Origin of the sequence: Paracoccus onchidii (assembly GCF_028294535.1) — a bacterium.
GTDB classification, from domain to species: domain Bacteria; phylum Pseudomonadota; class Alphaproteobacteria; order Rhodobacterales; family Rhodobacteraceae; genus Paracoccus; species Paracoccus onchidii.
In genome coordinates, this window is record NZ_JAQBIE010000026.1 from 25,417 (window position 1) to 51,612 (window position 26,196).

The window sequence follows — 26,196 nt, forward strand, 5'->3', positions numbered from 1 at the left end:
ATTAATGAAGATCGCGATATTCTTCGTGGGCGAAGTGCAGGATGCAGGCTTTAACGCGTCGGCTTTGGCAGGGGTTCGGCGGGCCATGCAGGACCACGCGGCCGATATCAGCTGTGTCTCGGGTGTGCGCTATGATCAGGACGAAATCCGCGCCCGCCTGGCGCAGATCGTCCCAGAGATCGACGGGTTGGTGTTCATCGGGGGGCAGGGCAACATCGCCACCCCCGAGATTGCAGCCCGCTACCCCGACAAGCGCTTCGCCATCGTGCAAGGCCAGATAACCGGGCCGAATCTGGCCAGCTATGACGTTCGCCAGGAAGATTCGGCGTTTCTGGCCGGCGTTCTGGCCGCACAATTGACCAAGACGGGCACGGTCGGCCATCTGTCGGGCCATCGGGTCCGTCCGGGCCTGAAGGGGCGCGCAGCCTTTGTCGCAGGCGTTGCCCATGCACGACCTCAGGTCAGGGTGCTGACGGGATTTTGCGGGACGCAGGATGACAGCTCGGTCACACGGAAATGGACCGACGGCTTGATCGCGAACGGCGCCGACGTGATCTTCACCATGCTCAACGCAGCGCGCGCCGGCGCCATTGACGCCTGCCGCACAGCCGGGATCAAACAGATCGGCAACGCGCTTGATTGGGTGGAACAGAACCCCGAAGTCTTTGTCGGCTCTGCAATGGCGCGCATCGACATCGGTGTGACAACCGCGATCTCGGATATGATAGAGGGCCATATCCCGACCGGGATCACCGAATTCGGACTGACCTCCGGGGATGTCGTTTCACTGCGTGTCGCCGCAGACATTCCGCCCAAAGCCGCACAGGCCGTCAGCGATGCCGCACGCAGGATCCGGACCGGTGAGATTGAAGTTCCTGACGAATATGATGGCCCGGAATTTCAACTGGATGTGACACCATGCGACATCTGATTTCACATGCCGGCCCGCTGATCATGCTGTCGGCAGGGCTGTTTTTTTCCGTTGGGGCTGTGACATCGCTGGATCTGGGGTCGTTTCGCCGCATGGGGCCGGGCGCCTTCCCGCTGCTTGTCGGGGGGTTGCTGTGCCTTCTGGCCCTGATCGGGCTTGTGCAAAACCTGCGCCACCCCCTGCCGGTCGATCACGCCGACCCGGTTGCCGTTCTGGGCGTGACGGGCGGGGTGGTCGGATTTGCGCTGCTTACGCCGCTACTGGGCGTGCTGCCGGCCACCTTCATTGCCGTCTTGACGACAGCGGCAGTGATTCCCGGTTTTCGCTGGCCAATGCGCCTTGCCCTCGCGGCGGGCGTAGCGGTCGGAGTCTGGCTGATCTTTGTGCTGTGCCTTGGCATCCCCTTTACCGCCATCAAGGGGATCTAGATTTGGACCTTCTTCACAATCTTGCACTTGGCCTGAACACGGCCGCGACGATGCAGAACCTGATCTACTGTTTTGTCGGCGTGTTCCTTGGCACCTTTATCGGCGCCCTGCCCGGGGTCGGCCCCTTGGCTGCGGTCGCGATGTTGTTGCCCGTATCCTTTTACCTTCCCCCGGAAACGGCATTGGTGATGTTGGCAGGGGTGTATTACGGAGCCGAATACGGAGGTTCGATTGCCTCTATCCTGCTGAACATACCCGGCACCCCATCTGCGTCAGTCACGTGTATCGACGGCTATCCAATGGCCCAGCAAGGCCGGGCGGGGGTTGCGCTGTTTTCAACGGCGATGGCGTCTATGTTCGGGGCACTTTTCGGGGTTGTTGTGATGGTGCTTCTGTCGCCAAGGCTGGCGGAATTCGCGCTGTTGTTTCAGCCGGCCGAATATTTCTCGGTCATGGTTCTTGGTCTTGTCGCCGCCTCGATTGTCAGCACCTCGGGTGTGGTGCGTGGACTGATGATGGTTTGTCTGGGCATCTTGCTGGGCACGATCGGCGTGGATGTAAATTCGGGCGAGACCCGCTTCACAGGTGGCATTCCACAATTGCGGGACGGCGTTTCGCTGGTGGTGGTGGCGATGGGACTGTTCGGCGTTTCCGAGGTCATTACTTCGATGCGCGGCACAACCCAAAGCTATGCCGGCGCGGGCATGATCGGGCGCATGTTTCCCAACAGGGATGAATGGCGCCGCAGCTTCATGCCTGCGGTGCGTGGATCGGCCATAGGCAGCTTTTTCGGCACGCTTCCCGGAACCGGCCAGACAGTCGCAAGCTTTGTTGCCTATGCCCTTGAAAAGCGGCTGAACAAACGCGCCGATCAGTTTGGAAAAGGCGCAATCGAGGGTGTCGTCGTGCCGGAATCAGCCAATAACGCGGCCGCCCAGACCGCATTCATTCCAACGCTGACCCTTGGAATCCCGGGATCGACGACGATGGCTCTGATGCTGGGCGCCTTGATGATCCACGGCATCACCCCCGGCCCAAGGATGATCTCGGAACATCCAGAGCTGTTCTGGGGCCTTGTCGTCAGCTTTGTGTTTGGCAACATCTTCCTGCTGATCCTCAACATTCCGTTGATCGGATTATGGGTGCGGCTGTTGCGGGTGCCGCACTACTTCCTTTACCCGGCGGTCATCGTACTGATCTGCGTCGGCGTCTATTCCATTTCGAATTCACTGACCGACATCTGGGCAACACTGGCCTTTGGTCTGGTTGGCTATGTCTTGCGACTGTTCCGGTTCGAGCCTGCACCCATGCTGATCGGATTTGTTCTGGGCCCGATGATGGAAGAATATTTTCGGCGCGCCATGCTGCTGTCTCGGGGCGATGCGACCGTGTTCTTCACACGACCCGGAAGTGCGGCATTGCTATTGGTGGCGATACTGATGCTATGTGCCACAATGCTGCCCTGGCGGCGCTGGCTGACGGCCGGGTTGAGCAGGCGCAGGCAGGCCTGAGGCCGGGTCAATATTCTATGGCATCCAGAAATCGCTGCTGCGCAGTATCGAGATGGCGCTCCAGAAGCTGCGCGGCGCGTTCGGACTGACACGCGCCGATGGCATCAAGAATTTCCAGATGCTCGGCAAAGGCTTCGCCATGGCTAAGATACCGCGGCGGCAATTGCAGGCGCACCAGCATCTGCCTGGCTTCAAGATTGCGAAAGATATCGTCGATCAGGCTGCTACGCAGCGCGCCCAGAAACGTCTGGTGCAGATCCCAGTCCAACTTGGTGCGACGTCGCACCAAAGCCTGCCGTTGCTGCGGGGTTTCCATCGGCGCCTCCATCACCTCTCGGGTTTTGCGCCGCAGGGCGTCGATCACGGCCGGATCATGATCAGAGGCATAGGCCCGGACCGCCGGAATTTCGACAAGCTTGCGCAGCTGATAGATTTCCCGCACCTCATCAGCCGTGATTTCGTGCAGGATAACGCCCTTCTTGGCGATCAGCTCGACGATACCCTCGCCCTCCAGCCGCTTTAGCGCCTCGCGAACGGCGGTAATGGTCGATCCCGTCGCATCGCAAATCTCTCGTTGTGTGACCAGCCTGCCGGGCCGGAACACGCCTTGCATCAGGCATTTCAGAAAACGCTCATAGGCCCCGGATCGCTGGACTTGCGCCTGCTGGCCCGGATCATCCCCAATGAGGTCTTGCATGTCACTGGCCACAGACATTCTCCAACTTCCCGGCTGCTTTTCCGACATCGCCATCAAGGGATGCGACGGCTGCGATTGAAATCATGAAAATGATAATTGACTTACAAGGCTGGAACTGTCAAATCTTTACTAAGCTCTCAGCTGGGGTCTTATAAAAACCCCATCTGATCATCATGGGGAGGGGACCGTGATTCGAAACGAATCCAACAGTTTGCGCGGCGACATCCGTGGTTTCTCCAAAGGATTCGGAAAACGCGCTGTCACCAAATCTTACCCCGCCCAAAGCATTTCGCGCCGTCCCCTGAACCGGATTACAGGCACATATGACACATACTGAGGCATTCTTTGGCTACCCACGATCATGCGGGCGTTCGGGCATTCGCAATCACCTGTTGGTGCTGAACTGCACAGGGCTGACCGACGCGGCGGCACGCCGCGTTGCCGCCGCCTTGCCCGGCACTGTCTTCGCCGGAACGATGTATGGCATGGGCATGGTCGGCGAGGATGCCGCATTTCACACTGCGGCGCTGACCGGAATGGCGACACATCCAAATTGTGGCGCTGTGCTTTTGATCGGCGCCGATCGCACCCGCCTCGACCAGATGATTGCTGCCTGTCAAGCCGCTGACCGCCCGTTCGCGGCCCTCGGTCTGGACGATACAGGCCATGACGCATATTTGCTTTCACAGCGGGCGATATCCCGGGGTGCGCAGCTTTTGCGCGACCTGTCCGCCATGCGGCCAGAACCCTGCCCTATCTCGGACCTGTTTCTGGCCATGGAATGCGGATTGTCGGACCCTTCATCGGGCCTGGCTGCCAATCCGCTTTTGGGACAGGTCGCGGATTGGCTGGTTGACGCGGGCGGCACCGTAGTTCTGGGCGAAAGCATCGAATGGCTGGGCACCGAAGACGCGCTGGCCCGCCGTGCAGGTTCGCCCGAAATCGGCGCAAGGTTGAAACGGGCCGTCGCGGACCGGCTGGCACTGGCGGATGCCGCGGGGCTGGATCTGCTGGGCACGAACCCCAATGCGGCCAATATCAAGGCCGGGCTGAGCACCATCGAGGAAAAGGCCAGCGGCGCGGTTCTCAAGGCGGGCAGCCGACCGATTCAATCGGTTCTCGCCTATGCCGCGCCCCCGGAAACCACCGGGCTGCATCTGATGGACGCCCCCAGCTATTCCCCTGAATCACTGACCGGTTTCGTCGCGTCGGGGGCCCAGATGGTTCTGTTCACCACCGGGCTGGGGAACAGCTATTGCAGCGCGATCGCGCCGACGCTGAAGGTCACGGCCAATGCCGGAACGGCCCAGAAACTGCCCTGCCAGATTGATTTCGATGCATCGGGGGCGTTTACCGGTCGCTCGCTTGCGCAATTGACCATCGATCTGGTTGCGCAAGTGACGGCAACAGCCTCGGGCCAGCGGACATTCGGCGAAATCATGGGCGAAGGCGCGGAATCCATCAGCCGTTTCGGAGCCGCAATATGACGATCCCCGCCTATCAGATCCACCCCGACGACATGGTTGCCTATATGCTGCGAGAGGCGCCCCGGGGTGCCACCGTCGCAACCCCGAACCGGACCCTTCTGGCCCGTGCCGATATTCCCGTTTTTCACAAGATCGCCCTGCATGACATTGCGGCGGGCGACACCGTCTGGCGCGGCGGATGGCCGATTGGCCACGCCACCCGCAACATTCCTGCCGGTGCCCATGTGCATACACATAACCTGGCCAGCGCCTATTCCAAGACAAGGAAGATCACATGACCATTCTGCCACGAAGTCTTGAAAAAGGACGCGCGTTCAAACGAAAGCTGGCCGAAGGTCAGGCGGTCTCGGGTGCCTGGTCGACGCTTGGTTCGCCCGAGGCGGCCTGCCTGATGGCTGCAGCCGGGCTGGATTACATTCTGGTCGATCTGGAACATGGGCGCGGCGGTCTGGATGGACTGGCCGCGCAGGTTCAGGCGCTGGCTGCCTTTGACACAGCGGTCATGGTGCGCCTGCCTGATCATGATGCCGGAAACGTCAAGCGATGTCTCGACCTTGGCGCCAATTGCCTTCTGGTGCCGCAGGTCGATACGCCCGCCACCGCCCTTGCCATTCTTGACGCGGCGCTGTTCCCGACCGATGGCCATCGGGGCGTGGCCGTCGGGGCCATTCAGGCCGCGAATTGGGGATATGAAGCGGATTCCTATTTCGCCCATGCCAATGATGCATTGACCGTACTTGTCCAGATCGAGTCACCGACCGCAGTGGAAAATCTGAACGATATTCTTGCCATCGGGCGGCTTGACGGAATTTTTGTCGGTCCGAACGATCTGTCGGCGTCCATGGGGCTGTTTCGCCAATACGACCACCCCGCCTTTCGCGAAGCCTTCGATCAGGTCTTTGACGCGACGCTGACTGCCGGCAAGGTTTTTGGCGCCCTGCCCGCACCGGGTCTGGCGGTGCAGGATCTGGTCGGGCGTGGCGCACAGGTGGTCCCTGCCGGATCGGATCAAAGCATGCTGCGCAGCGGGGCGCAGGGATTGATCACCGAACTGCAAATGACACGAGGTGCACCATGACCGGTTCAGACACCCGCCCGGCCGTGCTGCCCGTCACCACGAACATGCCCTGTAAACATGTGTTTGAAACCCATGACCCAGCCCATGGAACGCTGGTCGGGCGCTATGGCACGGCAACGCCCGAGCAGATTTCACAGGTTCTCGACCATGCCCGTGGGGGCTTTGCCGATTGGTCAGTCCGAACCGCCAATGAACGCTGCGATCTTCTGGCAACCTGGCTGGAACGGATCGAGGAACAAGCCGAGCAACTAAGCCACGAGATGACCGCAGAACAGGGCAAGCCCTTGGCGGAATCGCGGGCAGAGATCGGCAAATCCCTGCGCGAGGCCCGTCAGATGCTTGGCTTTGCCCGCGCTCATGGCGGCACCTCCATGCCCGGTCGCGCGCCAGGTTGGAGCAATACCATCCTGCGCCGTCCGCGCGGCGTCGTTCTGGCGATCACGCCGTGGAACTTTCCGGTGCTTACGCCGCTGCGCAAACTGGTGCCTGCGCTGGCCACCGGAAACACCGTTGTGCTGAAGCCATCGGAATACACACCCGCCGCCGCAATGCGCATCGTTCAGGCCGCCCAAGGAGTCCTGCCTGACGGGGTGCTTTGCCTTGTCAACGGGGCCGCTACAGTCGCCGAACGGCTGGTCGCGGCGAATGTGGACGCGATTTCCTTTACCGGATCGGTGCCGACGGGCCGCAAGATCGGGGCCGTTGCAGGTGGCAACCTTGTGCCGGTCTCGCTTGAACTGGGCGGCAAGAATGCCGCGATCATCGACAAGACGGACGATCTCGATGCAGCTTTGGACGCCGTGACCGCCGCGGCGTTCCAATGCTCGGGTCAGCGTTGCACCGCAGTCAGCCGCGTGATCGTTCATGCCGATATCTATGACGCCGCCTGCACGGGGCTGGTTAATCGCCTTGCCGCCTTGAAGCCGGGACCAGGCAGCGCCGAGGGCACCACGCTTGGGCCGATCACCACCCCGGCGCAACTGGACAAGATCACCCGCCTCGTTCGGGCCGCACAGCTGGACGGTGCCGGGCTGCTGACAGGCGGTCATCGCCTGACGCCGAAAGAGGCACCTGACGGACAGTTCTTTGCCCCCACGTTGCTGGCGACCGATGACCCGGAGAACCCGGCATTTCAGGACGAGATCTTCGGCCCCGTCCTGACCATTTCCCGCTTTCACAGCGATAACGAGGCGATACGCCTTGCGAACGCGACCGCCTACGGGCTGACCAGCGCGATTTTCACCGACCGACTGGCATTTGCACGCCGGGCGATGTCCGAACTGATGACCGGCATGATTCACGTCAACCACGGCACCGCGCCCGACGACAACATGCCCTTTGTCGGGATCAGGGCATCCGGCCTGGGCACCGGTTCGGTCGGCGCCTCGACCCTTGATTTCTACACGACGGAACACGCCGCCTATGTGGCCGGCTAAAGGAGCATTCATGAAATTCACCGATATCGAGATCCGCGCCTGCCGCCACGAACCAGACCAGCGCTATAGCCTGAAAGACGGAAAGCCGATCGATTTCGAGTTTCTCGCCATGAGGTTCCAAACCGATGAGGGCCTGAGCGTCGAAACCTTCGGTTTTGCCGGACGCAGTGCATTGGCGATGGGGGCCGTGTCGGCAGAGCTTCTTCGCCCGTTTTTCATCGGCCGCGATCCGGATTACCGCGAAAAGCACTGGCATGATTACCGACGCTTCAACCGGGCATGGAATTTCACCCCGGCCTATGCCTATGCGCCCTATGACATAGCCTGCCATCTGGCTCAGGCCCAGGCGGCCGGCCTGCCGTTGTATAAACATCTGGGTGCGGTGCGCGATGCGGTTCCGATCTATGGGTCCTCGTTGACGCTTGCGACGCCAGAAGCCTATGCCGAAGAGGCCAAGGCCCTGCAGGCAAAGGGCTGGGCGGCTTACAAGCTGCACCCCCCGGCGGATCTGGAGGTGGCATTCGAGGCCCATCGCGCCTGCCGCGCGGCCGTCGGCCCGGATTTTCGCCTGATGTCGGATCCCGTCAACAACTTCAACTTTCAGCAAAACCTGCATTTCGGCAAGATGCTGGAAGAATTGAATTATTACTGGCTGGAAGAACCGATGTTCGATGAATGCCACGGATCCATGCGGGAACTTACGCGTCAATTGCGCATCCCGATCGTGGGCGGCGAAACGGCGGAAAATCACCCCGCAGGCGTCGCCGAACTGGTGGCGACGCGTGCCGTCGATATCGTGCGCGGCGATGCGTCCTGGTCGGGCGGCATCACCGGCCTGATGAAAACCGCGCATCTGGCTGAAGCGCATGGGATCAACTGCGAGATCCACACCGCGATCTATCATCCGCTGGAATTGGTGAACCTGCATTGCGCCGCCGCCATCCGCAACAATGAGTTCTTCGAGGTCCTGGTGCCCGAACACCTGTTCGCCATCGGCCTGAAAGACCCGATAGACATTCGCGACGGCCAGGCGCATCTGCCCCAGGCCCCCGGCCTTGGCATCGCGCTGGACTGGGACTTTATCGACAATGCGACGCTGAAGGTGTTGTGATGGCCAGCACCGGCATTCAGGCACGCATGATCAACGAGGAACGCCAGCAACGCTGGCGCCGGTTCGGGATCTATGCCGCACTGACCATCGTGACGATCATCCTGGTCTTTCCGATCCTGTGGATGATCTCGGTCTCGCTGAAACCGACGACTGAAACCTTTTCTCTGCCGCCCCGGTTGTTGCCCGAAGAATTTCACTGGGGCGGATATGCCAAGGTCCTGAGCGATCCCAAGTTCCGGACATTCCTGATCAACAGTTATATCGTCGGGTTGGCCGTGACATTCCTGTCGCTGGTGATTGGCACATTGGCGGCCTTTGGCTTCTCGCGGTATCGCTTTTTCGGGGACCGGGTGGCCAAGTTGTTCGTGATCACGACCCAGATGGTGCCGACCATCACGCTGCTGATCCCCTATTTCGGTGTGATCGTCTTTCTGGGGCTCTACGATACGCTTTGGGGCCTGATCCTGACATATCTGACCTTTGCCCTGCCCTATTCCATCGTCATGATGAACGGCTATCTCGATACCATTCCCAAGGATTTCGACGAGGCCGCCACGATCGACGGCTGTTCACCGCTTGGGGTTCTGGTCCGGGTCTTGCTGCCGGTGGCGGTGCCGGGGATCATCTCGACCGCAGTCTATACCTTTCTTCTTGCCTGGAACGAGTTCCTGTTCGCGCTGGCGCTGACCCGGTCGATGGAAATGCGCACGGTGCCGGTGGGCATCTCGATGATGGTGGGAGAATTCGGCCTGAAATGGGATGAGATGATGGCCTTTTCAGTCATCGGATCACTGCCGGTTCTGGTCCTGTTCATGCTGGTTCAGCGATTTGTTGTCGGCGGGCTGTCCGCAGGCGGCGTCAAGGGTTGAGGAGCCCGACAACCGGGGCGGGCGGCCCCGGACACAACATGGAGGAGATTACAAATGAACAAGTTTCGTCTGTCCGCATGGACATTCGCAGCCGCAACGGCGCTGACGCCCTTCACCACTCAGGCGGGGCAGATCGAATGGTTGCAATGGTTCGCCGCCGAAGACACCAGCGGATATTATGACCAGCTGGTCGCGGATTTCGAGGCCGCGCATCCCGATATCACCGTCAAGCTGGTCACCCAGCCTTTTGGCAAGGTTCGCGAAAGCATCGTCACCGACAACGCCATTGGCGTCGGGTCCGATGTTCTGGGGCTGAATATGCCGTGGACCAAGGAATTTCTGGACATCGGCATCCTTGAACCTCTGGACGAATACCTGACCCGCGAAGGCAACAGCTTTGCCGCGGGCGATCTGGTCGAGGCGCCATTGGGCAAGATCGAAGGCCATACCTGGATGGTGCCGCTGAATGCCTTTCCCTTCGTGATGCATGTCAACATGGGTTTGGTCCGGCAGGCCGGGTTCGAGGCGCCCCCCACCACATGGGAGGAATTTGCCGAACAGGCCAAGGCCATTTCTGCGCTGGAGGATGGCATCTCTGGCATCGGCATGCCGTTTTCCTCGCAGCCGCCATCGAACGGGCCGATCCTGACCTTCCTGCCGCTGCTTTATGCAAATGGGGGGCGCATCATGGACGGCAGCACTCCTGATTTTGACAATCCCAAGGTCGTCGAAACACTGCAACTGCTCAAGGACATGCAGGATGAGGGTGGCATCGCGCCGGGTGCCGCATCGCGGACCGGTGGCGTCGACCTAGAGGAATTCATCGCCGGTCGCACAGGCTTTCTGATTTCACCCGGCGTGCATTCCAGCGCGATTACCGGGCGCAACGCCGAGCTTGACTATACGCTTGTGCGGGTGCCTTCGAATGGCGAACAGGCCTATCGCGTCCACGGGTGGGAACTGGGGATCTCTGCCAGCAGCGACAACAAGGACGATGCCTGGACGTTCGTGAACTACCTTCTGTCGCCCGAAGTCAACGCTCAGGCGGCCCAGGCGGCAAACGCATTGCCCGGAAATCTGAAGGCACTTGATGTCGTGCGCGAGGGGGCGGATCCGACGCTGATCAAGCAGATCGACATCCTCGAGGGCGACACCCCGGTAGAGGAAATGCGCCAGTCCCCCAAAGCCGCCGGAAGCTGGGCCGTCATGACGGAAGAGATCCAGGCCATGCTGCGCGGCGACAAGACACCGGAAGAAACCGCCGCCGCCGTACAGGCGCGCTGGCTTGAACTCGCCCAATAAAATGCAGGGGCCGGGCATCGCCGGTTCTTGCCCGGCCCGATTTCGCAGAAGGACGAACCAGTGACCTCAATGTTTCGCCATATGACCACGCGGGGCACGCCTTACCTTTTCCTGTTGCCAGGGTTGGTGATCCTCGGGGCGCTGTTGTCGGTGCCGCTCTACAAGGTGGTTGAATATTCGTTGTATGACAACGTGATCGTTGAACGCGAACCGACATTCGTGGGCCTCGACAACTATGCCAATCTGCTGTCGGATTCCGGCTTCTGGAGCGCCGGCCTCAACACCATCGTGTTTACCGTGGGATCGGTTCTTGGGCATATGGTCGTCGGGATCGGGCTGGCTCTGCTGGTCAACGCAGATATTGCCCCGCGCGCCCGAACCTTTTTCAGGTCGATGCTGATCCTGCCCTGGATCTTTACCGCCGTTGTCGTCGCGTTGAACTGGCAATTGCTGCTGAACCCATTCGGGCTGGTGAACTATGTGCTGCAATGGCTGGGCCTGGTATCAGAGCCGCTGGACTGGCTAGGCAATCCCGATCTGGCCATGTGGTCGCTGCTGCTGATCTCGACCTGGCGTGGGTATCCATTCATCATGGTCAGCTTTCTGTCCGGCCTGCAAACCGTTCCGAAAGAACTGTACGAAGCCGCCGAAATCGATGGTGCCGGGTTCTGGCACAAATTCTGGCATGTCACATTGCCCCAGCTGAAGCCGGTCATTTTCGGTGTCGCATTGCTGGATCTGATCTGGACCTTCCAGCTGTTCCCATTGGTCTGGCTGTCGACGGGCGGCGGCCCCGGTCGCGCGACCGAGGTGCTTTCCACGCTGACCTTCCGGCTTGGCTTTGTTGATTTCCAGTTTGCGCAAGCCGCCACCGTTGCCGTCTCGATCCTTATCATCTCGGCCGCCTTTACGTTGCTTTACCTGCGCAACGAAGCGCGCCGCCTGTAAGACCCGGAGTATTCATGTCACGCATCGAAATCCGAAATCTCGTGAAAATGTATGGCGCCCACAAGGCCCTGCACGGGATCGACATATCCATCCAGCCGGGCGAATTCTGCGTCCTTGTCGGCCCGTCGGGCTGTGGCAAGTCGACGACGCTGCGCATGGTGGCCGGACTAGAGACCATCTCGGGCGGTGAAATCGCCATTGGTGAACGTGTGGTCAACGGCCTGCGCCCCAAGGAACGCGGAATCGCGATGGTGTTTCAGAATTACGCGCTCTACCCGTCCAAGACGGTTTACAACAATATGGCGTTCTCGCTGCAATTGTCGCGCATGCCGAGGGACGAGATCGATCGCCGCGTCCGTGAGGTCGCGGAAATCCTGGAACTGACGCCATTGCTTGACCGCAAACCGGGTGCCTTGTCGGGCGGGCAACGCCAGCGCGTCGCCATGGGCCGCGCGATCGTGCGCGACCCCGAGGTGTTTCTGTTCGACGAACCGCTGTCAAATCTGGATGCCAAGCTGCGCGGTCAGATGCGGGCGGAAATCAAACGGCTGCACCAGCGGCTGGAAAACACGATCATCTATGTCACCCATGATCAGGTCGAGGCGATGACCCTTGCCGATCGTATCGTCATCATGCGGGACGGGCGCATCGAACAACAAGGCACCCCGGACCAGATCTTTCACGATCCCGACACCGTATTTGTCGCGGGTTTCATGGGCAGCCCGCCGATGAATCTGGTCGAATGCATGGTCACCCCAACCGGGCTGAAACTGGGCCAGAACGACATCGCCTGTGCCACCCCCAGCAGCCTGCGGGCCGGCGACAGTGTGATCTGTGGTATCCGCCCCGACGACATCCGGCCCTCGGCGGACCTGCCTGCCGGGGCTTCGATCACCCTGCCGGTCAATCTCATCGAACAGTTGGGAACCGAGAAACTGGTGCATTTCATGGTCGGAGAACACGCCCTGATCGGCAAGACCGGTGGACGCACCAGTCTGACCGAAGGTGCGGCGCACCCTTTGTCCTTCGACATGGCGCATGCCTATTTCTTTGATCCCAAAACCGAAAAGCGTATCCGATGAATCCGCCCGTGAAACCCGTAGGGCTGGGTTTTGGCCTGTTGGGCACCACGAATGCGGCCCCGATTTCGGATGCCGAGGCCGAACGCATGATGGCCGCCGCCTGGGACATGGGCATTCGCCGATTTGACACTGCACCTTTATATGGCGGCGGGCTGTCCGAAGAACGGTTGGGCCGGTTGCTGCGGGGGCTGCCCCGCGCGGATTACATGCTGTCATCGAAGGTCGGACGGTATCGAGATTACGCTGCGGCTGTTTCCAACCCGATGGACAACCCCGGGGACTGGCGCGACTATTCGCGGGACGCGACCCTGCGCGCCATCGAAACCAGCCTGTCCCGGCTTGGCACGAACCGGCTGGACATCGCCTTTGTCCACGACTGCGACGACAATATCGACGAGGCATTGGAAGGCGCTCTGCCCGCATTGGCCGATCTGAAATCGCAAGGCGTGGTCGGGGCCATCGGCTGCGGCAGCAATGTGGCGGCCACGCATCTGGCATTGCTGCACCATTCCGATCTGGATGTCTTGATGGTGGCGGGCCGGTTCACCCTGCTTGACCAGACGGCGGCCAAGGATCTGTTTCCCATGTGCCTGTCACGGGGCATCGATGTCGAACTGGCCGCGCCATTCAATTCGGGCATTCTGGCCACCGGCGCCGATCACCCCTCTACGCGCTTCGATTACCAGCAACCCGGTGTGGAAATCCGCGCCCGTGTTCGCAAGATCGAAGCCGCGTGCGCGGCGCAGGGTGTGTCGCTCAAGCGCGCAGCCCTGCATTACAGCGCGGCCCATCCGGCCGTAACGCGGCTGGTGCTGGGCCTGACGGAACCGACAGGGTTGGCCTCTAACCTAGAGGATCTGAGGCATATCCCCCCTGCGGACCTGTGGCGCAATCTGGACGAGCTGGGCATCCCGGCCCCGACGAAAGGCATATGACATGACCATCCCGGCCGTCGATTCCCATGTTCACATCTGGGACCGAACCCGAGGCGAAACATTCATCGCGGAACAGCAGTTCCCGGCACTGATCGACAAGGCTTTCATGCCCGAAGATCTTGCCCCGATACTGGCCGCAACCAATGCGGACAGCGCCGTTCTTGTGCATGGGCCGGCCACGGTTGAACATGCGATGTACTGCCTTGAACTGTGCCATCGGCATCCGATGTTCCGTTCGGTCATCGGATGGGTCGATCTGCGCGCACGGGACTGCGCCGATCAGCTTGCCCGACAGGCCGGCGATCCGGCCTTTCGCGGGGTACGCTTCACCCCCCTGCTTGATCCCGAACCCGCAAAGTATCTGCAAAGCGATGCCGCACGGGCGACATGCGCCTCGTTGCGCGACCACGGAGCCATTGTCGAAATACTTGCCCCGCCCATCCATGCCGCCGCCGTCGGCGCGCTTGCCGCGGCCTATCCCGATCTGAATGTCGTGCTGGCGCATTTCGGCCTGCCTGATGAAAACCCGGACAGCTTCCCGGCCTGGCGCGCCACCATGCAACGGCTTGCGCGTTACCCGAACCTGCATGTCAAACTGTCAGGATTGCCGCTTGCCGGTCACCGCGACCCCGGCCGTGACCAGACCATGACCCGTGACCATCTGAACGTGATGCTGGACCTGTTTGCCGCCAACCGGTTGCTGTATGCCAGCAACTGGCCTGTCGCAACGGCGATGGCATCCCCGGCGTATTGGCGCGACCTGCTGGATCAGGCCCTGCAAGATGCCGGCATCGCCAAGGCCGAAAAGGCGGCGATCTATCGCGACAATGCCGAACGGCTGTATTGAGATGGTTCCCGCATTCCTCGTGGCCCAGCCCCGCAACCAGTGATATGCGCAGATCAACCTATTAACGGTTGCCGGAATCGCATTCAGGGTCAATCCTGCCACATCATGGGTCATGCATAACATGGGAGGGTGTTTTGATGCGTGTCGCGATTTGCCTATTGATATCGTTTATTTTTCTTCCGACGATTGCTTCGGCGAAAGATTGGATCAGGACGACTCAACAAGCTGATCGGGTATTCTATCGGGCTCAGGCCGCAGGGCGTACACTGCAATTGGGATGCTTCAAGGGCAGCACCAGTATCAGTTTCACCTTGCTTGGCGGCAGCACGCCCCTGTTTCCCGATGACGGGTCCGAGCGCAATCTGATGATCTGGATTCAACATGCCGATGGGCGCATGGCACGCGTTCCAATCGAAGCGGAATATCGTGCGGGAGAGGACAACGGCCTGATCGCATCTTTGCAAATGGGGCAGACCGACAAGGAATTCTTTGCCCAAGCCAGTGGTCTGGAGGTCGATGTTCCGCTGGAAGGCGGCCGCGATCTGTTCAAGACCGGAATGGCCGGGTCCGCAGCCGCATTGGCGGATATCCTGCGCGTCTGTCCCAATGCATGAACGCCCCGGTTTCGCATGATTTGCGGACGCGGCGGACCTGATCTTTACCGATCGCTCAGGTTGCGGCGCGCAGGCTGAAATCGGGCAGCATGTCCAACGCCTCGCGCAATGCATCGCCCCAGCCCTGCGAAACGGCCTGGAAATAGGGATCGGTTGCCTCGATCCGGCCCGTGGCACCGATGCGCAGGCTGTCGGTCCGGTAACAATGAAAATCAAACGGCGCGCCAACCGTCAGATTGGCCTTGAGCGTTGAATCGAAACTGACAAGCAGCAACTTCATCGCCGCCTCGAAGCTCATGTTCGGGTCATAGGCCCGCACAAGGATCGGACGCCCGTATTTCGTCTCACCGATCTGGAAAAACGGGGTGTCAGGCGATGCCTCGATAAAATTCCCCTCGGGATAGATCAGGAACAGCCGCGGGGGGGAATCGCCAATCTGCCCACCCAGAATCAGCGTCGCGTTAAAGGTGCTGTCGGCGCGCTGTCCGACGTTGGCGTGTTGGGCAATGACATCCCGCAGCGTGTCGGCGACCAGCCTGGCAACCTGAAACATCGACGGTGCCCGCAACACGCAGGATTGCCTGTCATCCGGCGATTTGCTGCGTTCGTCCAGAACGCTTTTGACGGCCTGCGTGGTCGCAAGATTTCCGGCAGCCATCAGCGTGATCATCCGTTCGCCGGGGGCCTCCCAGATCGACATCTTGCGAAAGGTCGAGATATTGTCGAAGCCACCATTGGTGCGGGTGTCGGACATGAAGACCAGCCCCCCTTCCAGCATCATTCCCACGCAATAGGTCATCCGGCGCTCTTATTGTTGCACGACGTCGATCGAGACCGACAAGGTTTCGCCCATGCCCCCGATCCGCGAACCGGATACAGGTGCCGCATCGCGATAGTCCAGCCCCGTCGCAACCCTGACATAGCGCGTGTCCGGAGAAATCCCGTTGGAAATGTCAAAACCGACCCAACCCAGGCCATCCAGATGCACCTCGGCCCAGGCATGCATGGCGACCTGCGAACTGCGGTCGTTCAACATCAGATACCCCGAGACATAGCGCGCGGGAAACCCCATCTTTCGTGCGCAGGCCAGAAAGACATGGGTGTGATCCTGGCACACGCCCTTGCCGGCGGCGATCACCTCTTCGGCGCCCCAATCGGTGCAGGACACGCCGACCTCGAATGCGATCTGCTCGCGGATCAATTGCGACAGATTGTGCAAACGATCCAGCGCATCGCCCTTGGGCAGCTCGCGCAACAGGTCGCGCACACCTGCATCCGCCCTGGTGCGCGGGGTTATCTGTTCATAAAGCCATAACGGGGCAGGACCGCGATGCCGACCGACAATGCCATTCGTGTCGGTGATGCGCACCTGACCTTCGCCTATCAGAACCAGCTCTTCGGTGGCAGAGGCGAAACTGATCAGTTCGACCGTATTGTGGTGATGATCCTCGAAATGCAGTTCATTGACCCCACCGACCACCCGCGTCTGCCACGCCACGACCTGTTGCTGATGTGATGATTTCGGTGTCATCCGCAATTGTTGCAGCCCGTATTGAACACCGGTTTCAAAGCGATAGCGGGTTTCGTGGTGAATATTCAGATACATCATCTACTCATAGAACCGGAAATCAGCTTCGATCTGCGCGGACAGATCCGATAACAGATCCAGCATTTTCTGAACGAATTCATGCAGGCCATAGTCAAAAACCGCATCGATATCATAGGTCAGATAGGCGTGTTCCAGATGCGCAACCTTGCCCTGGGCCTTGCCCGGCTTGCGATGCCCCGGCGCCAGATGCGCAAGCTGTTCCCTGATCTTGCGAACGCAAAAGGCAAGGCTGCGCGGCATGCGCCGGTCCAGTATCAGAAAACTGGCAATTTCACGGGGGCCGGCGGCTGCACCGTATTCCATGCGAAATCCCCCGCGCGCGGACACCGACCGAAGGATGGTTTCCCATTGCACATTGTCCAGCGAGGTGCCGACAGCCTTGGCCGATGGCAGCAGGACATAATATTTGACATCCAGAATTCGCGCCGTGTTGTCTGCCCGTTCCAGAAACGTGCCCATGCGCGCGAAATTATAGATCTCGTTGCGCAGCATCGTGCCATGGGTCATGCCACGCACCAGTGAAGTCCGCTGGCGCAGGGTGCCAAGAACACTGGGCAGGTCCCGTTCACCGACCTTGCGCGCCAGAATGTCACGGGCCTGCATATAGGCACTATTGGTTGCCTCCCAGACTTCATGGGTCAGGGCGGTCCGCACCAGACGGGCATTCTGGCGCGCGGCTTCGATGGAAGACAGGACAGATGAGGGGTTGGTCCGGTCACGCAGCAACCAGTCGATCGCGGCATCCTTGTGCAATTCGTCGTGGCGCAACCCGAACTGGTCCAGACTGCCTGCCGATTGCAGGACCGGGCGCCATTCGGAATCACCGGCATCCAGCCGCGTCAATGCAATGCGCTGCCCGGTTTCGATCAGGCGGGCGGTGTTTTCGGCACGTTCGAGGTAACGATACATCCAGAACAGGCCATTGGCGGTTTTTCCAAGCATCGCGTCAGTCCTCCAACACCCAGGTGTCTTTGGTGCCGCCACCCTGGCTGGAATTCACCACAAGCGATCCTTTTTGCAATGCGACCCGTGTCAAGCCGCCGGGGGTCACGGTGATCCGGTTCGGGCTGACCAGCACAAAAGGCCGCAGGTCCACATGGCGCGGGGTCAGCCCCTGCTTTGAAAAGATCGGAACCGTGGACAGGCTGAGGGTCGGCTGCGCGATATAGTGACCGGGCCGCGCCTGCAGTTTCCTGCGAAATGCGGCCAGATCCCGTTTTGTGGCCGTGGGTCCGATCAGCATGCCATAGCCGCCCGATCCATGGACCTCTTTCACGACGAGATCCGCCAGATTATCAAGGACATAGGCTAGGGAATCCGGGTCCGAGCAACGCCATGTCTGCACATTCTGCAATATCGGCCTTTCGCCGGTATAGAATTCGACAATCTCGGGCATATAGCTGTAGATCGCCTTGTCATCCGCAATGCCGGTGCCGGGCGCATTGGCAATGGTGATGCCGCCAGCGCGATAAACATCCATGATTCCGGGAACGCCAAGCTGGCTGTCAGGATTGAAGTTCAGCGGGTCAAGAAATTCATCATCGACGCGACGATACAGCACGTCGATGGGCTTGTAGCCCTGGGTCGTACGCATGGCGACCCGCCCACCCATGACCCGCAGATCATGACCCTCGACCAGCTCGACCCCCATCTGGTCGGCCAGAAACGCATGTTCGTAATAGGCCGAATTGTAAATGCCCGGCGTCAGCACCGCCACCACCGGCGAACCCGCCGCGCCCGACGGGGCGCAATCCGCAAGCGATCGCCGCAAGTCGGTCGGATAACCCTGCACACCCTTGACCTTGTTTCGGGCGAACAGTTCGGGGAACATCTGCAGCATGGTTTCGCGGTTTTCCAGCATATAGCTGACGCCGCTCGGGGTACGCACATTGTCTTCGAGAACATAGAAATCGTCCGGCCCCGTGCGGACCAGATCGACACCGACAATATGGGTATAAACCCCGCCCGGCGGCGTCACTCCGATCATTTTCGGCTCAAAGGCGGCATTCCGGCTGATCATGTCCTTGGGAATGCGCCCGGCCTTGATGATTTCCTGACGGTGATAGACATCATGCAGAAACGCATTGATGGCACGCACGCGTTGTTCAATGCCCTTCGTCAGACGGTTCCATTCCCGATCCGAGATAATGCGAGGAACGATGTCAAAAGGGATCAGTCGTTCCTCGGCCTCGGCACGGCCGTATACGTTGAAGGTGATCCCGGTCAGCCGGAACAATTCTTCGGCTTCGCGTTGCTTGGCGCGCAGCCGGGCGGGTTCTTCAGTGTCGAACCAGTCGTGAAATTTCTGGTAAGGTCGGCGGATCCGATCGTCGCCACCCCACATTTCATCAAAATTCATTGGTTTGACCATGGCTATGCTTGCATGTGAATACCCTGATTGAAGCGCCGCCCGAGGTGACTCGGCCAGAGCCAAAAGGATTGCCGATGCCGACAGCACTGAATCCTGCCCAGATCTCGGGCGCGTTGCCCATAAGAAAGGCAAGCGATCCGTTCCTGCCCATTTATCCGTCGCCAGCCAGTGCAGCGCGGGCCTTGAACGGCCCGGCCCTCGCGAAGCGAAATGACCGCATCAAGACATGCTGACGCAATCCGGAATGTTTGCAGTGGCCCATCCCAGCCGCAAAGCGGATCGCGCATTTGCCTGTCGGATTTGCCGTCGGCCTGAGGTCAAGCCCTGATCGGACGGACAGCCGTCATACATAGATGCGGTCGGCAAAAGGCGTCGCCTCCAATCGCGCGATCAAACCATGCAACAGCTTGTCTTCCGCGCGGTTGCGAACGGTCTCGGGGTTCCAGATCAAGTATACATCCACCTCGGGCAGATCTTCGAACGGAGGCACTTGCCACAGCAGGCCGTCGCGCAGATCCCGGACCACAACATGCTTGGGCAGGGGACCGATGCCCAAACCCGCCATGATCATGCGCCGCACCTCTTCCAGGTTCTCGGAAACGCCCCTGACTTGCGCAGCAAGCGCGGCGCGCGCCCGCAGCAGGGTCACATCCTGCAGGGCATCCTGCAAACGGTCATTGTCGAACACCACGGCCCCGTGCCCCTTCAAATCATCCAGCGTCAGGTTACGGCGACCGAACAATGGATGACGCGGGCCGCAAAACAGGCCAAACACCTCGCGGCACAACGGCATATAGCACAGGTTCGGGTCTTTTTCGCGGACCAGCGCCAAGGCAAAACTGACCCGTTTGGCAGACACGGCGGCAATGGCATCCATGCTGGTAATCACATCAATCGACAATTTTGCCTGTGGATGCGCAGCGTAGAAATCGCCGATCACCTCATCAAATATCGGGCATACCACATGGCTGGCCACGGCAATGCGCACATGGCCGCTGATCTCTGGCGTCACTTCACGCATCAAGGTCGCCAACCGCAGGATCGAGCCATTGATATTCACTGCCTCGCGGTAAAGCAGCTGTCCCGCCTCGGTCAGCGCAAACCGGCCGGGAGATCGGTCGATCAGGCGCTGCCCCAGCCGATCCTCCAGCTTTTTCAACGCCACGGATACGCTGGGTTGCTTCAACCGCAACTGTTCGGCAGCGTTGGTGATCGATCCGCTTTCCGCCAGCACGACAAAGGTGCGCAGCAGGTTCCAGTTCATTTCCCTTGCAAGGCGTTCTGGATCAAGTCGGGTCGCTGGCATGGGCATTCCTCGTGCAAAATCGCGATAGCCAGCATCAATATAGATTGAAACTATGGCATGTTCAGAAATTATCTATTTGATCTATTGTGCCAATCTTCGCAACCTTGCCGTCAACCGGCGGCCTGATCCGGCCCATCGACAGAAACGGCACCAGCCGACAGATGGGCGCAAGTGACGATCCTGCCGCCATGACAACTGGGAACGGAGAATTCTTTATGCTCAAGGCTTTCATGACCACCACAGCGGCCCTTGCGATGTCACTGGCCACCGCCGAAGCCGCCGATATGCGCCTGAAGCTGGCCGGCGTTGTTCCGGTCGAGCATTTCGGAAACGAGATCCTCAAGCAGATCGAAAAGGACATCGAGGACGCGGATGTCGGTCTGTCGGTCACCCTGTTCGAGGCGGGGCAGCTTGGTTCGGGCGAAGAGCTGTTCGAGGATGCGTCGCGCGGCAATGTCGATCTGGTGCATTCCGTGGTTTATGCCCATCGCGATCCCGTCCTGGAAATCAACTCGCTGCCCTATCTGGTGTCGAGCTTTGACGAGATGGAAGCGATCTATCTTAACAAGGACAGCGCGTTCAACGAAGTCTTCGCCGAGCGTCTGGAAGGTCTGGGACTCAAGCTGCTGGCAAATGCGCCCGAAGGGTTCATTGGTGTGGTTGCGCAGTCCATGCCCGAAGACGCGACCGGCACCGGCGACAAGGGTCTGAATATCCGCGTCTGGTCCAGCCAGGTAATCAAGAGCACGGTCGAGGCCATGGGCTTCAACGCCACGACCATGAACTGGGGCGAGGTGTTCCCCGCGATCCAGTCGGGCGTTGTCGATGGGGCGATCTGCTGCACCGCGCAGCTGGCCTATAGCGCGTTCGCGACGTCGGATGTGGGCAAGTATTTCATCCCTTATGGCGCCGTGGTCGAGAACACCACCTACTACGCCTCTCTGGAAACATGGGAGGACATGAACGACGAACAGCGCGCAGCGGTGCAGGCGGCCTTTGACAAGGCGGCGCAAAGCTATTTTTCGGAAGCCAAGGCCAATGAGGCAAGCTATCTCGAGCAGCTGAAGGAAACCGGTTACGAGGTCGTCGAAGTGTCGGACGAAGATCGCAGCGCGATCGCGGAAACCGTGCGCGAGGAAGTCTGGCCCGGTATCGCCGATATCGTCGGACAGGACGTGATCGACCGCCTGATGGTGAGCGAGAACTGATCCACGGCAGGCTCTGGACCCCAGAGCCTGCGCGATCCTTTCCAATTTTGACGGTAGACGCGCGATGAAAGATCTGAGCCAGGATTTGCCACCGGGGCTGGCCAAGCTGGTCCGCACCATATTGCGGCTTCAGACCATCTATATCTGCTTTGGCTGCATCGCCATGGCACTGACCTTCTTTCTGGTGGTGGTGTTCCGCTATGGCTTCAACGCCGATCTGTTCGCCTATGAAGAATGGCTGCTGATCATCTGCTTCTGGCTGTATTTCATCGCCGCCGCGCTGGGAACCTGGGAAGGCGCGCATGTGAATGCCGACCTGCTTGATTTCGTGATCATCGATCCCGCCAAGCGTCGCACAAGGGCGATCGTCATTACCGCCATCGAGCTGGGTGTAACGCTGGTGCTGTTTTACTGGTCCAGCGTCATGATGATTGACGAGCTCGGGGATTACCCGCGCTATCAGACCACCATTGCATTGCAGATTCCCTTTTTCGTGCCGCGCGCCGCCATTTTCGTGGGTTTTGGCCTGATGGGGTTCTACAGCGCCCTGCGGCTGTTCGTCTTCCTGAAACTTCCGGCAGAGCGCTTCGCGGTGCAGGCCGATAACGACACCGCCTGAGGACCCTGACAGATGATCATTCTCGGCAGCCTTGCCATTCTGTGCCTGCTTCTTCTGATCGGGGTCAGCGTGCCCTTGTCCTTTGGCGGGGTGCTGGTCTTTATCGGCCTTTTTGGCGGACATGACGTGACCGGCTTCCTGCCCACCGGGCATTGGAAGATGAACTCGATTGTGCTTCTGGCCATCCCCCTGTTCATTCTGGCCGGCGCCATCATGGAGCGTGGCCGCATCGCCGCGCCGCTGATTTCTGTCGCCGAGCTGCTGGTCGGGCGCATCCATGGCGGCCTCAGCGCGGCGGCAGTGTTTGCCAGCGGCATCTTCGGCTCTATTTCGGGTTCGGCGGCGGCGACCCTGACCTGTATCGGGTCAATCATGATGCCCCATCTCAAGGCCGCGAATTACCCCCGCGGGCCCGCGGCGGCGCTGATCGTGGCGGCCTGCCCGCTGGGGCTGCTGATCCCGCCATCCTCGTCGCAGATCCTGTACGCCTGGGTCGCACAGCAATCGGTTCTGCGCTGTTTCCTGTCGACGGTCGTGCCGGGGCTGATCCTGATCACGCTGCTTTGCGTCGTGAATTTCGTGCTGATGCGCAAGGCGGATCTGAAGTTGTTGGAACGCCCGGCCAGCTATCCGCAGGAATTCGTCCGTCGCGCTGGCCGCGCCTTTCCGGCGCTGTTGATGCCGGTCATCATCCTTGGCGGCATCTATGGCGGCATCATGACGCCGACCGAGGCCGCAGGTGTGGCCGTGATCTATGCCATTCCGGTCGGGTTGTTCATCTATCGCGGGCTGACGCCGCAGAATATCTGGCCGACCCTGCGCTATGCAGGCACGACCATCGGCGTCGTGATGCTGATGGTCTTTGTGGTGGTCATCGTCAGCCGGTTTCTGGTGTTCGAAGACATTCCGGGCATGGCCGAGGAACTTATCCTCTCGATCTCGGACAATCCGGTCGTGATCCTGTTGATGGTCAATCTGGTGATGATCCTGATCGGCATGTTGATGGATGACATCTCGGGCCTGCTTCTGTCCGCGCCGCTGCTGTTGCCCATCGTGCAAAGCGTCGGCATGGATCCGGTGCATTTCGCCGCCGTTCTTGGCGTCAATCTGGGCATGGCCAATATCACCCCGCCGACCGCGCCGCTGTTGTATCTGGGGGCCAAGGTTACAGACACGCCGGTCAGCGAGATGTTGAAGCCGACCTTCATCATGATCTTCTTTGCCTGGCTGCCGACCCTTCTGATCACCACTTTCGTGCCCGGTGTGGCGCTGTGGCTGCCCGATCTCGTCTTTGGTTGACACCTAATTTTCAGTGAGACCCCGATGAAAGCGATCTACGACCCCCGCCAACGCGCCCATGATCCCGGCCAATTCATGGCCTATGGCGTGATGAAACCGAACCCCGAACAACCCCAGCGAACCGAGATCCTGCGCGCGGGGGCCGAGGCTGCCGGATGCAGTTTCGCCGAACCCGAGGATGCGGGGCTTGGCCCCATCGCGGCGCTGCATTCCCCGGAATACCTGATTTTCCTGCAGACGATCCATGCCCGCTGGAGCCAGATCGAGGGTGCAGGCCCCGAGGTGATCTCGCATATCAAACCGGGAAATCGCGGCGACAGCTATCCGCGTTCGGCACTGGGGCAGGCGGGATACCATCAGGCCGACACATCCTGCCCGATCAATGCCGACACATGGGGGTCGGCCTATTGGTCGGCGCAAAGCGCAATCACGGCGGCGGGGCTGATGGCCGATGGCGCGCGTGCGGCCTATGCGCTTTGTCGGCCGCCCGGACATCATGCATTCGGCGACATGGCGGGGGGCTTCTGCTTTCTGAACAATTCGGGAATCGCGGCGCAATTGCTGCGCGACAAGGGCCTGCGCCCGGCGATTTTGGACGTGGATGTGCATCACGGCAACGGCACGCAGGGTCTGTTCTATGATCGTGATGATGTTCTGACACTGTCGATCCATGCCGATCCGGCAGAGTTCTATCCCTTTTTCTGGGGGCATCAGGAAGAACGCGGCGAAGGTCGTGGCCGGGGATACAATTTCAACCTGCCGCTGCCGCGCGGCACGGGCGATGCGCCCTTTCTTGCCGCGCTTGATGCCTGCCTTGACCGCGTGCGTGCCTTTGGCACGGATGTGCTGGTCGTCGCGCTTGGGCTGGATGCGTCGCAAGACGATCCGTTCCAGGGCTTTCAGGTCACCGCAGACGGGTTTTCCCGGATAGGCGAAGCCATCGCGCGCGCCGGTCTGCCCACCATTTTCGTGCAGGAAGGCGGATATCTCTCGGACAGCCTTGGTGACAACCTGACGCGCGTATTGAGTGGTTATCAGGGCGCGGCGCGCTGAATCGGGGCATTGGCTCCAAACGGAAGGTCACGTTCATGCGCAATGTTCCCGACACCCATTCCCCGTCAAGGGGGGCCGGCTGATGTCCGAGATCATGATTATGGGCGCCGGAATGGTGGGCATTTCCACCGCATTGGAACTGCAATCGCGGGGTCATACCGTGACGGTCGTGGATCGCGGATTGCCGGGGCAGGAAACCAGCCATGGCAATGCCGGTCTTATCCAGGCCGAAGCGGCCGAGCCTTACGCAATGCCGCGCAACCCGCGCGAGCTTTGTGACATTCTTCTGGGGCGCACCAACGATATTCTCTGGTCGTTTGGCGGGGTGCTTGGGCAGTGGCCCGCGCTGTGGCAATATTATCGCTTCTCTCATCCGCGCCGTTATCAGGCCCTTTGCACATCTCACGCGCATCTGATCCGCACCGCAAGCGCCGATCATGATCGCTGGATCAAGGCTGCGGATGCCGGCGATCTGATCGCCCGCAACGGGTATCTGTCCGTGTTTCGGAACCCGCGCCGCTTCGAGGCGATGGCACGGGACCTTGAACGCCTCGACGCACGTTACGGCATCGCGGCTACCGCGCTGGATGGCGGCACGGTGCGAAGGATGGAACCCCTTTACACCAGCACGCCGGCCGGTGGCGTTCATTGGCCCGAGGTCTGGAGTTGCAGCGACCCCGGCGGGTTGGTGACGCGCTATGCGAGCTGTTTTCGTGAACGGGGTGGTCGGATTCTTGGTGGCGATGCGCTGAACCTGCAGCGCGAGGGACGCATGTGGCAGGTGAACACCGATCAGGGCCGGACACAGGCCGAACACGCGGTGATCGCCCTCGGCCCGTGGAGCCCGCAATTGTTGAAGCAGCTTGGATATCAGGTGCGCATGGTCATGAAACATGGTGCCCATCGCATGTATGATCGCGCCCCGGCCCTGCAGCGCCCGATCTTCGATGCCGAACACGGGGTTGTCCTGTCGTCGATGCGGGCCGGCCTGCGCATGACCTGCGGTGTCGCATTGGAGGCCGCAGGCCGCGTGCCCGACACCCGCCAACTGTCGCGCGCGGCCAGGGGGGTGCGCAATTATATGGATCCGGGCATGGCCCAGGCAGGAAAGGTCTGGCGTGGCACCAGGCCGTTCCTGCCCGACATGCTGCCCCTCGTCGGCGCCGCGCCGCGTCATGACCAGCTGTGGTTCCATTTCGGTCACGGCCATCAAGGTTTTACCCTTGGCCCGACAACCGCACGCCACCTGGCCGACATGATGGACGGCGATACCAACAGTGACGTAACAGCGCTGATGCCCGAAAACAGGGGCAAGATCCTGACCTGAACACCAGACGGTACTGTAAAGTTAACCTGTCTGTCTGGAAATAGGGGCTGATGGCAGTTTTCACGCGGCACTGAGTTGTGCGATGTCGCGCCACGCATCCATGGCCACAGCGCGGAGTTCTCGAAAAT

Annotated in this window: 26 protein-coding genes; 20 read left to right on the forward strand and 6 right to left on the reverse strand. The window is 60.4% G+C overall.

All coding sequences use genetic code 11. The features are described 5' to 3' along the window. Positions 1 to 4 precede the first annotated feature (4 nt). From PAF17_RS16565 to PAF17_RS16575, 3 genes are read left to right on the forward strand one after another with little or no spacing between them, the layout of a single operon-like run. A complete protein-coding gene (locus PAF17_RS16565; RefSeq protein ID WP_271890206.1) occupies positions 5 to 931 on the forward strand; it encodes a BMP family lipoprotein in 927 nt (308 codons plus the stop codon). After that, positions 919 to 1,359 carry a tripartite tricarboxylate transporter TctB family protein gene (locus tag PAF17_RS16570; protein WP_271890207.1) on the forward strand — a complete coding sequence of 147 codons (441 nt, stop codon included), beginning with the start codon at positions 919 to 921 and terminating at the stop codon, positions 1,357 to 1,359. The genes PAF17_RS16565 and PAF17_RS16570 overlap by 13 nt, the downstream gene beginning before the upstream one ends. A 2-nt stretch (positions 1,360 to 1,361) precedes the next feature. Beyond that, positions 1,362 to 2,870 carry a tripartite tricarboxylate transporter permease gene (locus tag PAF17_RS16575; RefSeq protein WP_271890208.1) on the forward strand — a complete coding sequence of 503 codons (1,509 nt, stop codon included), beginning with the start codon at positions 1,362 to 1,364 and terminating at the stop codon, positions 2,868 to 2,870. 7 nt (positions 2,871 to 2,877) lie between these two features. Here PAF17_RS16575 and PAF17_RS16580 read toward each other — a convergent pair whose 3' ends face one another. Further along, positions 2,878 to 3,567 (reverse strand): GntR family transcriptional regulator, encoded by a 690-nt coding sequence (locus PAF17_RS16580; RefSeq protein WP_271890209.1) that lies wholly within the window; start codon positions 3,565 to 3,567, stop codon positions 2,878 to 2,880. A 323-nt stretch (positions 3,568 to 3,890) separates the two neighbouring features. Here PAF17_RS16580 and PAF17_RS16585 point away from each other — a divergent pair, with 323 nt between their 5' ends. The 12 genes from PAF17_RS16585 to PAF17_RS16640 all read left to right on the forward strand — a co-directional run bounded on the left by PAF17_RS16585 (position 3,891) and on the right by PAF17_RS16640 (position 15,276). Next, complete coding sequence (locus PAF17_RS16585) at positions 3,891 to 5,054, forward strand: UxaA family hydrolase (RefSeq protein ID WP_271890210.1); 1,164 nt, start codon at positions 3,891 to 3,893, stop codon at positions 5,052 to 5,054. After that, positions 5,051 to 5,332, forward strand: coding sequence for a UxaA family hydrolase (locus PAF17_RS16590; protein ID WP_271890211.1), 282 nt, complete (start codon positions 5,051 to 5,053; stop codon positions 5,330 to 5,332). Before PAF17_RS16585 ends, PAF17_RS16590 begins: the two co-directional genes overlap by 4 nt. Further along, positions 5,329 to 6,132 (forward strand): HpcH/HpaI aldolase family protein, encoded by an 804-nt coding sequence (locus PAF17_RS16595; protein ID WP_271890212.1) that lies wholly within the window; start codon positions 5,329 to 5,331, stop codon positions 6,130 to 6,132. The genes PAF17_RS16590 and PAF17_RS16595 overlap by 4 nt, the downstream gene beginning before the upstream one ends. Further along, the gene (locus tag PAF17_RS16600; RefSeq protein ID WP_271890213.1) at positions 6,129 to 7,568 is read left to right on the forward strand and encodes an aldehyde dehydrogenase family protein; all 1,440 of its coding nucleotides are present in this window, start codon (positions 6,129 to 6,131) and stop codon (positions 7,566 to 7,568) included. The genes PAF17_RS16595 and PAF17_RS16600 overlap by 4 nt, the downstream gene beginning before the upstream one ends. A 10-nt stretch (positions 7,569 to 7,578) precedes the next feature. Further along, positions 7,579 to 8,679 carry an enolase C-terminal domain-like protein gene (locus tag PAF17_RS16605; protein WP_271890214.1) on the forward strand — a complete coding sequence of 367 codons (1,101 nt, stop codon included), beginning with the start codon at positions 7,579 to 7,581 and terminating at the stop codon, positions 8,677 to 8,679. Further along, positions 8,679 to 9,548 (forward strand): carbohydrate ABC transporter permease, encoded by an 870-nt coding sequence (locus PAF17_RS16610; RefSeq protein ID WP_271890215.1) that lies wholly within the window; start codon positions 8,679 to 8,681, stop codon positions 9,546 to 9,548. The genes PAF17_RS16605 and PAF17_RS16610 overlap by 1 nt, the downstream gene beginning before the upstream one ends. Positions 9,549 to 9,602: 54 nt before the next feature. Continuing rightward, positions 9,603 to 10,850, forward strand: coding sequence for an ABC transporter substrate-binding protein (locus PAF17_RS16615; RefSeq protein WP_271890216.1), 1,248 nt, complete (start codon positions 9,603 to 9,605; stop codon positions 10,848 to 10,850). A 69-nt stretch (positions 10,851 to 10,919) separates the two neighbouring features. Further along, a complete protein-coding gene (locus PAF17_RS16620; protein WP_271890232.1) occupies positions 10,920 to 11,798 on the forward strand; it encodes a carbohydrate ABC transporter permease in 879 nt (292 codons plus the stop codon). A gap of 14 nt (positions 11,799 to 11,812) precedes the next feature. Continuing rightward, on the forward strand, positions 11,813 to 12,880 hold the full coding sequence (locus PAF17_RS16625) for an ABC transporter ATP-binding protein (RefSeq protein ID WP_271890217.1): 1,068 nt from the start codon (positions 11,813 to 11,815) through the stop codon (positions 12,878 to 12,880). Continuing rightward, a complete protein-coding gene (locus tag PAF17_RS16630; RefSeq protein WP_271890218.1) occupies positions 12,877 to 13,815 on the forward strand; it encodes an aldo/keto reductase in 939 nt (312 codons plus the stop codon). The genes PAF17_RS16625 and PAF17_RS16630 overlap by 4 nt, the downstream gene beginning before the upstream one ends. 1 nt (position 13,816) lies before the next feature. Then, positions 13,817 to 14,662 (forward strand): amidohydrolase family protein, encoded by an 846-nt coding sequence (locus PAF17_RS16635; RefSeq protein WP_271890219.1) that lies wholly within the window; start codon positions 13,817 to 13,819, stop codon positions 14,660 to 14,662. Positions 14,663 to 14,934: 272 nt separating this feature from the next. After that, a complete protein-coding gene (locus PAF17_RS16640) occupies positions 14,935 to 15,276 on the forward strand; it encodes a hypothetical protein (RefSeq protein WP_271890220.1) in 342 nt (113 codons plus the stop codon). Positions 15,277 to 15,331: 55 nt separating this feature from the next. Here the strand turns inward: PAF17_RS16640 and PAF17_RS16645 are convergent, their stop codons facing one another. The 5 genes from PAF17_RS16645 to PAF17_RS16665 form a co-directional block, all read right to left on the reverse strand. After that, positions 15,332 to 16,075 (reverse strand): peptidase, encoded by a 744-nt coding sequence (locus PAF17_RS16645; RefSeq protein ID WP_271890221.1) that lies wholly within the window; start codon positions 16,073 to 16,075, stop codon positions 15,332 to 15,334. A 9-nt stretch (positions 16,076 to 16,084) separates the two neighbouring features. Beyond that, on the reverse strand, positions 16,085 to 16,882 hold the full coding sequence (locus PAF17_RS16650) for a transglutaminase family protein (RefSeq protein ID WP_271890222.1): 798 nt from the start codon (positions 16,880 to 16,882) through the stop codon (positions 16,085 to 16,087). 3 nt (positions 16,883 to 16,885) lie between these two features. Further along, positions 16,886 to 17,827 (reverse strand): alpha-E domain-containing protein, encoded by a 942-nt coding sequence (locus PAF17_RS16655; RefSeq protein WP_271890223.1) that lies wholly within the window; start codon positions 17,825 to 17,827, stop codon positions 16,886 to 16,888. 4 nt (positions 17,828 to 17,831) lie between these two features. Beyond that, positions 17,832 to 19,244: a circularly permuted type 2 ATP-grasp protein gene (locus tag PAF17_RS16660; protein WP_271890224.1), complete on the reverse strand. Its 1,413-nt coding sequence runs from the start codon at positions 19,242 to 19,244 to the stop codon at positions 17,832 to 17,834. A gap of 355 nt (positions 19,245 to 19,599) precedes the next feature. Next, positions 19,600 to 20,568 carry a LysR family transcriptional regulator gene (locus PAF17_RS16665; RefSeq protein ID WP_408636438.1) on the reverse strand — a complete coding sequence of 323 codons (969 nt, stop codon included), beginning with the start codon at positions 20,566 to 20,568 and terminating at the stop codon, positions 19,600 to 19,602. A 224-nt stretch (positions 20,569 to 20,792) separates the two neighbouring features. Between PAF17_RS16665 and dctP the strand changes: the two genes are divergently transcribed. The 5 genes from dctP to PAF17_RS16690 all read left to right on the forward strand — a co-directional run bounded on the left by dctP (position 20,793) and on the right by PAF17_RS16690 (position 26,068). Beyond that, complete coding sequence (gene dctP / locus PAF17_RS16670; protein WP_271890226.1) at positions 20,793 to 21,770, forward strand: TRAP transporter substrate-binding protein DctP; 978 nt, start codon at positions 20,793 to 20,795, stop codon at positions 21,768 to 21,770. Positions 21,771 to 21,834: 64 nt separating this feature from the next. Then, positions 21,835 to 22,389: a TRAP transporter small permease gene (locus PAF17_RS16675; protein ID WP_271890227.1), complete on the forward strand. Its 555-nt coding sequence runs from the start codon at positions 21,835 to 21,837 to the stop codon at positions 22,387 to 22,389. 12 nt (positions 22,390 to 22,401) lie between these two features. Further along, positions 22,402 to 23,688, forward strand: a complete 1,287-nt coding sequence (locus PAF17_RS16680; RefSeq protein WP_271890228.1) for a TRAP transporter large permease — start codon at positions 22,402 to 22,404, stop codon at positions 23,686 to 23,688. A 24-nt stretch (positions 23,689 to 23,712) separates the two neighbouring features. Then, complete coding sequence (locus PAF17_RS16685) at positions 23,713 to 24,741, forward strand: histone deacetylase family protein (protein ID WP_271890229.1); 1,029 nt, start codon at positions 23,713 to 23,715, stop codon at positions 24,739 to 24,741. Between the two features lie 82 nt (positions 24,742 to 24,823). After that, the gene (locus PAF17_RS16690) at positions 24,824 to 26,068 is read left to right on the forward strand and encodes an NAD(P)/FAD-dependent oxidoreductase (RefSeq protein ID WP_271890230.1); all 1,245 of its coding nucleotides are present in this window, start codon (positions 24,824 to 24,826) and stop codon (positions 26,066 to 26,068) included. The last annotated feature ends 128 nt before the right edge of the window (positions 26,069 to 26,196 follow it).

Coding starts and splice junctions, on each gene's coding strand:
- PAF17_RS16565 (WP_271890206.1), top strand. CDS start 5: ATGAAGATCGCGATATTCTTCGTGGGCGAAGTGCAGGATGCAGGCTTT.
- PAF17_RS16570 (WP_271890207.1), top strand. CDS start 919: ATGCGACATCTGATTTCACATGCCGGCCCGCTGATCATGCTGTCGGCA.
- PAF17_RS16580 (WP_271890209.1), bottom strand. CDS start 3,567: ATGCAAGACCTCATTGGGGATGATCCGGGCCAGCAGGCGCAAGTCCAG.
- PAF17_RS16585 (WP_271890210.1), top strand. CDS start 3,891: ATGACACATACTGAGGCATTCTTTGGCTACCCACGATCATGCGGGCGT.
- PAF17_RS16590 (WP_271890211.1), top strand. CDS start 5,051: ATGACGATCCCCGCCTATCAGATCCACCCCGACGACATGGTTGCCTAT.
- PAF17_RS16595 (WP_271890212.1), top strand. CDS start 5,329: ATGACCATTCTGCCACGAAGTCTTGAAAAAGGACGCGCGTTCAAACGA.
- PAF17_RS16600 (WP_271890213.1), top strand. CDS start 6,129: ATGACCGGTTCAGACACCCGCCCGGCCGTGCTGCCCGTCACCACGAAC.
- PAF17_RS16605 (WP_271890214.1), top strand. CDS start 7,579: ATGAAATTCACCGATATCGAGATCCGCGCCTGCCGCCACGAACCAGAC.
- PAF17_RS16610 (WP_271890215.1), top strand. CDS start 8,679: ATGGCCAGCACCGGCATTCAGGCACGCATGATCAACGAGGAACGCCAG.
- PAF17_RS16615 (WP_271890216.1), top strand. CDS start 9,603: ATGAACAAGTTTCGTCTGTCCGCATGGACATTCGCAGCCGCAACGGCG.
- PAF17_RS16620 (WP_271890232.1), top strand. CDS start 10,920: ATGTTTCGCCATATGACCACGCGGGGCACGCCTTACCTTTTCCTGTTG.
- PAF17_RS16625 (WP_271890217.1), top strand. CDS start 11,813: ATGTCACGCATCGAAATCCGAAATCTCGTGAAAATGTATGGCGCCCAC.
- PAF17_RS16630 (WP_271890218.1), top strand. CDS start 12,877: ATGAATCCGCCCGTGAAACCCGTAGGGCTGGGTTTTGGCCTGTTGGGC.
- PAF17_RS16635 (WP_271890219.1), top strand. CDS start 13,817: ATGACCATCCCGGCCGTCGATTCCCATGTTCACATCTGGGACCGAACC.
- PAF17_RS16645 (WP_271890221.1), bottom strand. CDS start 16,075: ATGACCTATTGCGTGGGAATGATGCTGGAAGGGGGGCTGGTCTTCATG.
- PAF17_RS16650 (WP_271890222.1), bottom strand. CDS start 16,882: ATGTATCTGAATATTCACCACGAAACCCGCTATCGCTTTGAAACCGGT.
- PAF17_RS16655 (WP_271890223.1), bottom strand. CDS start 17,827: ATGCTTGGAAAAACCGCCAATGGCCTGTTCTGGATGTATCGTTACCTC.
- PAF17_RS16660 (WP_271890224.1), bottom strand. CDS start 19,244: ATGAATTTTGATGAAATGTGGGGTGGCGACGATCGGATCCGCCGACCT.
- PAF17_RS16665 (WP_408636438.1), bottom strand. CDS start 20,568: ATGCCCATGCCAGCGACCCGACTTGATCCAGAACGCCTTGCAAGGGAA.
- dctP (WP_271890226.1), top strand. CDS start 20,793: ATGACCACCACAGCGGCCCTTGCGATGTCACTGGCCACCGCCGAAGCC.
- PAF17_RS16675 (WP_271890227.1), top strand. CDS start 21,835: ATGAAAGATCTGAGCCAGGATTTGCCACCGGGGCTGGCCAAGCTGGTC.
- PAF17_RS16680 (WP_271890228.1), top strand. CDS start 22,402: ATGATCATTCTCGGCAGCCTTGCCATTCTGTGCCTGCTTCTTCTGATC.
- PAF17_RS16685 (WP_271890229.1), top strand. CDS start 23,713: ATGAAAGCGATCTACGACCCCCGCCAACGCGCCCATGATCCCGGCCAA.
- PAF17_RS16690 (WP_271890230.1), top strand. CDS start 24,824: ATGTCCGAGATCATGATTATGGGCGCCGGAATGGTGGGCATTTCCACC.